Source organism: Stenotrophomonas sp. HMSC10F07 (genome assembly GCF_001807895.1).
GTDB lineage: Bacteria > Pseudomonadota > Gammaproteobacteria > Xanthomonadales > Xanthomonadaceae > Stenotrophomonas > Stenotrophomonas sepilia.
In genome coordinates this window covers 14,016-21,112 of record NZ_KV791353.1, presented here as the reverse complement: position 1 = coordinate 21,112, position 7,097 = coordinate 14,016, and the positions used below count along the sequence as shown (strand labels likewise).

Annotated in this window: 9 protein-coding genes; 7 read left to right on the top strand and 2 right to left on the bottom strand. The window is 67.5% G+C overall.

Annotated elements, in window-relative coordinates:
• The 4 genes from HMPREF3114_RS06340 to accC form a co-directional block, all read left to right on the top strand.
• A partial coding sequence (locus tag HMPREF3114_RS06340; protein ID WP_070489374.1) for a DOPA 4,5-dioxygenase family protein occupies positions 1 to 602 on the top strand: 602 nt, incomplete at its 5' end.
• Positions 603 to 953: 351 nt separating this feature from the next.
• Complete coding sequence (gene aroQ, locus HMPREF3114_RS06335) at positions 954 to 1,397, top strand: type II 3-dehydroquinate dehydratase (protein WP_053498267.1); 444 nt, start codon at positions 954 to 956, stop codon at positions 1,395 to 1,397.
• 59 nt (positions 1,398 to 1,456) lie between these two features.
• Positions 1,457 to 1,936, top strand: a complete 480-nt coding sequence (accB, locus tag HMPREF3114_RS06330) for an acetyl-CoA carboxylase biotin carboxyl carrier protein (RefSeq protein WP_019660824.1) — start codon at positions 1,457 to 1,459, stop codon at positions 1,934 to 1,936.
• Positions 1,937 to 1,946: 10 nt separating this feature from the next.
• Complete coding sequence (gene accC / locus HMPREF3114_RS06325) at positions 1,947 to 3,314, top strand: acetyl-CoA carboxylase biotin carboxylase subunit (RefSeq protein WP_005419697.1); 1,368 nt, start codon at positions 1,947 to 1,949, stop codon at positions 3,312 to 3,314.
• Positions 3,315 to 3,433: 119 nt separating this feature from the next.
• Here accC and HMPREF3114_RS06320 read toward each other — a convergent pair whose 3' ends face one another.
• Both HMPREF3114_RS06320 and HMPREF3114_RS06315 read right to left on the bottom strand, forming a co-directional pair.
• The gene (locus HMPREF3114_RS06320; protein ID WP_053498269.1) at positions 3,434 to 3,823 is read right to left on the bottom strand and encodes a hypothetical protein; all 390 of its coding nucleotides are present in this window, start codon (positions 3,821 to 3,823) and stop codon (positions 3,434 to 3,436) included.
• Positions 3,820 to 4,785, bottom strand: coding sequence for a hypothetical protein (locus tag HMPREF3114_RS06315; protein WP_070489372.1), 966 nt, complete (start codon positions 4,783 to 4,785; stop codon positions 3,820 to 3,822). Before HMPREF3114_RS06315 ends, HMPREF3114_RS06320 begins: the two co-directional genes overlap by 4 nt.
• Before the next feature lie 164 nt (positions 4,786 to 4,949).
• On the opposite strand from HMPREF3114_RS06315, the gene prmA reads away from it, so the two are divergent.
• The 3 genes from prmA (at position 4,950) to fis (ending at position 7,071) form a co-directional block, all read left to right on the top strand.
• The gene (prmA, locus tag HMPREF3114_RS06310) at positions 4,950 to 5,870 is read left to right on the top strand and encodes a 50S ribosomal protein L11 methyltransferase (protein WP_070489376.1); all 921 of its coding nucleotides are present in this window, start codon (positions 4,950 to 4,952) and stop codon (positions 5,868 to 5,870) included.
• Between the two features lie 42 nt (positions 5,871 to 5,912).
• Positions 5,913 to 6,680 (top strand): DUF3426 domain-containing protein, encoded by a 768-nt coding sequence (locus HMPREF3114_RS06305; protein WP_070489370.1) that lies wholly within the window; start codon positions 5,913 to 5,915, stop codon positions 6,678 to 6,680.
• A gap of 115 nt (positions 6,681 to 6,795) precedes the next feature.
• A complete protein-coding gene (gene fis / locus HMPREF3114_RS06300) occupies positions 6,796 to 7,071 on the top strand; it encodes a DNA-binding transcriptional regulator Fis (RefSeq protein WP_005419706.1) in 276 nt (91 codons plus the stop codon).
• Positions 7,072 to 7,097 lie beyond the last annotated feature (26 nt).

Genomic DNA, 7,097 nt, shown 5'->3' with positions numbered 1-7,097 from the left:
CGTCCACCGCCACCGCCGCCGCGCGCGTCGGCAGCGCCGTGAACACCACCGAACCCGGGCGACCTGGCTTCCGCGCCATCGTTCCGCCAGCGCCCAAGGGCCGCAGCCCCTGGGGCCAGGCCACGGCCAGCGAACCGACCCCGCGCCCGGCCAGCGTGCGCCCCGGCGAGGCCACGTTGCCCACCGCCCCGCGCGCCTACACCGACATCAAGAGCTACCACGCCCATATCTATTTCGATGAGGACAGCTTCGAGAAGGCAGCCCTGCTGCGGCGCTGGGCCGCCGAGCGCTTCCCGGTGGAGCTGGGCAACTGGAACCTGGAGCCGCGCGGCCCGCACGTCACGCCCTCTTTCTACTTCGGCTTCACCAACGACCTGCTGCCGGTGCTGGTGCCCTGGCTGCAGCTCAACAGCCTGGGGCTGACCATCCTGATCCACCCCAATACCGGCGACGGTCGCGCCGATCACCTGTATTACGCCTTGTGGGTGAACCGCGCGCAGCCGGTGAACGCCTACAACTGGCCGGCGCCACAACCGGGGGAACAGGAGCCGTTGGAGGAGGTATTCCCGAACGTGGTGCCGACGGTGCCGCTGGAAACCTGAGCGGATGTCCGATTGGGGCGCTGGGGGTGTGCAGCGCACCTTGGGCAGCCCCCTCGGTGGCTGCGTAGCTTGCTGCGCACCGCACTTCCTTCATCCACGCATGGCGTGGATCTACCGCATCATGGGCCGTTGGGGCATCGCCCCTCGCCCGGCCCTGCCGTGATCGTCGGCCTATGTGCTCGCATCCACCGCCTGCAAGACGTTCAGCGCGCCTTGATCCAGCGCCCGCCGTACGGCGACAAGCCCTGCAGCCAATTTCAAACGGACGATTGAAACGCTGCAAACTTCGCCGAACTGGACAGCATCCGCCGGTTCCGCCAGACTGCCGCCCTTTCCCGTCTTCCGGATCCCATGGCGAAGCTGCTGGTCCTGCACGGCCCCAACCTCAACCTGCTCGGCACCCGCGAGCCGGAGGTGTACGGCCACACCACGCTGGCCGACATCGACCAGGCCCTGGCCGCGCAGGCATCCGCTGCCGGGCACGCCGTGGAGAGCCTGCAGTCCAACGCCGAGCATGTGCTGGTCGACCGCGTGCAGGCTGTGCGCAACGACGGAACCGCTTTCATCCTGATCAACCCCGCCGCCTTCACCCACACCTCGGTGGCCCTGCGCGATGCGCTGGCAGCGGTGGCGGTGCCGTTCATCGAGATCCATCTGTCCAACCCGCATACCCGCGAACCCTTCCGCCAGCACAGCTACTTCAGTGACAAGGCGGTGGGCGTGGTGTGCGGCTTCGGTGCCGACAGCTACCGCTACGCGATGGACGCGGCGCTGCTGCGCGTATCCGCCACCTGATTGTCGACCCGGGCGCCCACGGCGCTCTCCTCACCTAGATAGAAACCAAAGAGGCCCTCATGGATCTGCGCAAAATCAAGAAACTGATCGACCTGCTGGAAGAGTCGAACCTGGCTGAAATCGAAATCAAGGAAGGCGAAGAGTCGGTGCGCCTGTCGCGCGCTCCGGTCGCTGGTTATGCCGCGCCGGTCGCAGCTCCGGTGTACGCCGCCCCGGCGGCGCCGGCGGCGCAGGCGATGCCGATGCAGTCGCCGACCGAAGCCTCCACCGGCGGCACCGCCAAGCCGGGCCCGGCGCTGCCGGAAGGCCATGTGCTGCGCTCGCCGATGGTCGGCACGTTCTATGCCTCGTCCGCCCCGGACAAGCCGGCCTTCGTCACCGTGGGCCAGCAGGTCAAGGAAGGCGAAACCCTGGCCATCATCGAAGCGATGAAGATGTTCAACCCGATCGAAGCCGACACGTCCGGCACCATCGTCGCCATCCTCGGCGAGAACGGCCAGCCGGTGGAGTTCGACCAGCCGCTGTTCGTGATCGGCTGAGGGGCGCGCCATGCTCGACAAAGTCGTCATCGCCAACCGAGGGGAGATCGCGCTGCGCATCCTGCGCGCGTGCCATACCCTCGGCATCCGCACGGTGGCCGTGCACTCCACGGTCGACCGCAACCTCAAGCACGTGGCCATGGCCGACGAGTCGGTCTGCATCGGTCCGGCGCCGTCGCCGCAGAGCTACCTCAACATCCCGGCACTGATCGCCGCTGCTGAAGTCACCGACGCCCAGGCCATCCACCCGGGCTACGGCTTCCTGTCGGAGAACGCCGACTTCGCCGAGCGCGTGGAAGAGTCGGGCTTCATCTTCATCGGCCCCAAGGCTGACACCATCCGCATGATGGGTGACAAGGTCGAAGCCATCCGCGCGATGAAGGCCGCCGGCGTGCCGTGCGTGCCCGGTTCGGGCGGCCCGCTGGGCGATGACATCGTCGCCAACACCAAGATCGCCCGTGAGATCGGTTATCCGGTCATCATCAAGGCGGCCGGCGGTGGTGGTGGCCGTGGCATGCGCGTCGTGCACGCCGAAGCCTCGCTGAAGACCTCGATCGAAACCACCAAGAGCGAGGCCAAGGCCGCGTTCGGCAATGGCGAGGTCTACATGGAGAAGTTCCTGGAGAACCCGCGCCACGTGGAGATCCAGGTGCTGGCCGACGGCCAGGGCAACGCCATCCACCTCGGCGAACGCGATTGCTCGATGCAGCGCCGCCACCAGAAGGTGGTGGAAGAAGCACCGGCACCGGGCATCACCGCCGAACAGCGCGAGCAGATCGGCAAGGTGTGCACCGAAGCCTGCATCCGCATCGGCTACCGCGGCGCGGGCACGTTCGAGTTCCTGTACGAGGACGGCCGCTTCTACTTCATCGAAATGAACACCCGCATCCAGGTGGAACATCCGGTCACCGAAATGGTCACCGGCATCGACCTGGTGGCCGAGCAGCTGAAGATCGCCGCTGGCCAGAAGCTGTCGATCAAGCAGAGCGACGTGGTACTGACCGGCCATGCCATCGAGTGCCGCATCAACGCCGAAGATGCTGAGACCTTCGTGCCGAGCCCGGGCACCATCACCGGCTTCCATCCGCCGGGCGGCCCCGGCGTGCGCGTGGATACCCACATCTACAGTGGCTATCGCGTGCCGTCCAACTACGACTCGATGATCGGCAAGCTGATCGTGCACGGCCCGGACCGCGAAACCGCCATCGCCCGCATGCGGGTGGCGCTGAGCGAGATGGTGGTCGATGGCATCAAGACCAACATCGCCCTGCAGCAGCGGATCATGCGCGACAAGGGTTTCCAGGCCGGTGGACAGAACATCCACTATCTGGAAAAGCGCCTTGCCGAGCGCAAGAACAAGCCGATCGCGCTGACCTGATCGTCACCCGATGCTGGACATGGAAAGGGCGGGGATATCCCCGCCCTTTTCTGTTTTCCTTCCGGCAGCGCCGAGCCGTTCCCGGCTTGCGGGCGAGTGCAGCCGAGCATGGCTCGGCTCTACTGATGCGGCCTCAGCGCGCGTCCGCCGCCGTCGGCCGGAATCTGCGAATTGGCCAGCGGCCGCACGCCATTGGGCGAGGTCGGATCGACGATCACCATGGTCTCGGTCGAGCCATCCGGCCACACTACCTGGAAGGTGCTGCCAGCCGGCAGTGAAGCGAACGGCATGCCCGTCTGCGCGCGATAGACCGCAGCGACCTGGCTGGCGCCGGCGCGGCGCACGTCTTCCTGCGCCTTCACCGTGGTCAGTTCCACCTTCGACAGATGCCGGTACCGATCCTCGTAGGTATCGATCATCAGCAGGCCGACCGCACCGGCAGAGTAGGCCACGAACAGCGCCACCCAGAACCAGAACTTGGCCCCATGCAGGAATCGACGGTAATTCATCGCCCGTCCCTCTTTCCAATCAATCGCTTGATCCATTCCTTCATTTTCCCAGCACCTTGCCGCGATACCGCAGCGTCATACACGAAATCCCGGAAATCCTGCGCTCCATCCTGCGAACAGATCCCTCCGTTCGCACAAAAACTGTTGACCAGCACGCTGTCCGCTCCACACGGTAGACCGAGTTCGCAGGCCGCAAGCCGCCATGCAAGCTCACTGAGCTGTTCGCCCGCCACCAGGCCGTCGAGTGCGCTGTCACCGGCGGCACGCACGCCCATGCCCGGCGCGATCGCCATATAGGCCTCCGGGTCACGCGAAGTACGCACGCGCTCGACCAGGTCGCGGCGGTACTCGGCACTGTCATGCAACGGCTCACCCTCGGCGAACAACGATGCTTCTGCGGCCAGGTTGCCCTGCGCGGCCGCCTTGCGGCGTTCGGCCAGCACCAGCGCAGCGCCCAGCTTGTCGCCCGGAACGAAGCCGCCACACCGCTGCGCCACGCGCTCGCGGGCCTCGATCATCGCCGGCGCCGCGATCAGGCCCAACCCGCTCAACACGTTGTTGTCCAGGCGGTAACCACCCGGATCGAGTGCGTACTGCGCGCAATAGTCATACACGCGGCTGAGCATCCAGCGCGCTTCATGGTTACCTGTATCGGCCTGCACGCGCAGTCGCTGGGCGTAGGCGTACAGATCGCTGGCATCTTCGATGTCAGCGCGGAGGTCCAGCGGCAGGCCCGACGGCAGCGTGTTGCCGCGCTCGACGGTGGCCAGCCGGCGCGCCAGGGCTTCCGGCACCACCGGCAACGCCGCTCCGCTGTCGCGGCTGGCCACGACGGTCGGCAGGTCCGGCGACGGTGATGCCACGCCCGCCGCATGGCCGCTGGCCCGGTACCCGGCCACGCCCAGCACGGCCACCGCCGGCAGCACGAGCAACCAGGTTTTCAGGGTCGGGGCGAAGGCCATCGGCGGCGGTGAGCGTTCACGGCGCACAGGAAAGTGCCGAGTTTAGCAAGGCCCGGCAGGCCTGTCTGAACTGCCCCCGTTCATCTCAGGGCGGCATCTCAGGCAATACGGAGACGCCCCGATGGTCTAGCATGGCCCCCTTTCCCGTGATTGCCCCCACCGCCATGCCGTTCCTGGAACTGACCCTGCGCTGCACCGAAGCCACCCAGCCCCGCTATGAAAATGCGCTGGAGGACGTCGGCGCACTGGCCGTGACCCTGCTCGATGCCGAAGCCGACACCAGCAACGAACAGGCCATCCTCGAACCCGGCGTGGGTGAAACGCCGCTGTGGGACACCCTGGTGCTGAGCGCACTGTTCCCCGCCGACAGCAATGCGCTGTTGCTGCTGGCCGCGCTGGAATCATTCGATCCGGAACTGGACTGGAGCAACGGCAGCTTCCGCGCCGTCGAGGATGAAGACTGGGAACGCGCCTGGCTGGACCAGTTCCAGCCGATGGATTTCGGCAGCCGTACCTGGATCGTGCCGTGGAACCATGAACTGCCGGACGCCGCGCAGGCCGCCGATGCCGCCGTGGTGCGGCTGGACCCGGGCCTGGCCTTCGGCTCGGGCACCCACCCGACCACCGCCCTGTGCCTGCGCTGGCTGGACCAGCTGGCCGTGGACGGCCAGTTGCAGGGCCAGCGCGTGCTCGACTTCGGCTGCGGCTCGGGCATCCTCGCCCTGGCCGCGCTGAAGCTCGGTGCCGCCGAAGCGATCGGCGTGGACAACGATCCACAGGCACTGGTCGCCACCGCCGACAATGCCGAGCGCAACGGCGAGCAGGCGCGCATGCACGTGTACCTGCCGCAGGACGAACCGGTCGCCACCTACCCGATCGTGGTCGCCAACATCCTTGCCTCGGCACTGGACGCGTTGGCCGAGCTGCTGGCCGCGCGCGTTGCCGTCGGGGGCCGCATCGCCCTGTCGGGCATCCTGCAGGGCCAGGAAGGCGAACTGCTGCAGCGCTACGCCGCGTGGTTCGACGACCTGCATGCGACCCAGGATGGCGACTGGATGCGCATCACCGGCATACGCCGCGCCTGATCGTGATTGAATGACCGCTGGATCCGAGCCCGCACCCTGAGCATGTCCGAGCCGAACCCGCCGCGCCGCCCGTTGGCCACCTTCCTGCGCCCCGCGTCGGAAGGCGAGGCTGCACCTGCGACCGATTCACGCACGCCCGACCCGGCGATGGATGACATCCCGCCAGCCCAAGCCCGCGCCCCCCTCGAAGCGGCGTTGCCACCGATGGCGGAAACGCGACAGTGCGATGACATCGTCAACCCCGACGAAGCGGCCGTGATCGAACCCGTCCTTGCCGCTCCGGTCCCGCAGGCCGTGGCCGGAGATGCACCCAGTTTCCTGGGCACCTCGCGGCCACGCGCACTGCCGACGCCACGCTGGCACTGGGGGCTGGTCGCCGGACTGGCACTGCTGCTGGTCCTGCAGAGTGTTCTGGCCGATCGTGCGCGACTGGCCGCCGACGCCGGCAACCGCGCCTGGCTGGGCGCACTGTGCGGCGTATTGCGCTGCAGCCTGCCGGCCTGGCATGAACCCACCGCGTTCACCATGACCAGCCGCGAGATCCGCCCCGTGCCGGGCCAGGCCGGCGTACTGCAGGTGCAGGCCAGCATCCGCAACGATGCGCGCTGGGCACAGGCCTGGCCGGATCTGCGCCTGTCGCTGTCCGATGCCGATGGCCGGGTGATCGGCAGCGGCGTGTTCGCACCGGCGCAGTACCTCGGCGAGAACCCCGGCGCGGCCGTGCTGGAACCTGGCCAGAGTGCACGCATTGCGTTCCGCGTGCAGGAACCCGCCGCATCCACCGTCGCATTCACCTTCGACTTCCTCTGAGCAGGATAGAGGCGACCAGCCGTGGCAGGTCGGGCACGCTCGCGCTAGACTGGCCGCCACCACCTCGTCCGGCCGCGCGCTCCGCGCGCACGGGCCAACCGAATCGGGAACCCCCTTGAACGCTGTCCTCTCTCGTCCTGACAACAGTCGTGGCGCTCCCCGGCCACCGCTGCGTGAACACGTCGCCCAGTCCGTGCGCCGCTACCTGCGTGACCTTGATGGCTGCGACGCGGACGATGTCTACGAGATCGTGCTGCGCGAGATGGAAATCCCGCTGTTCGTGGAAGTGCTCAACCACTGCGAAGGCAACCAGAGCCGCGCCGCGGCGATGCTGGGCATCCACCGCGCCACCCTGCGCAAGAAGCTGAAGGAATACGGCATCAGCGCGTAAGCGCGCGTGGGTAGTGCCGGCCGCTG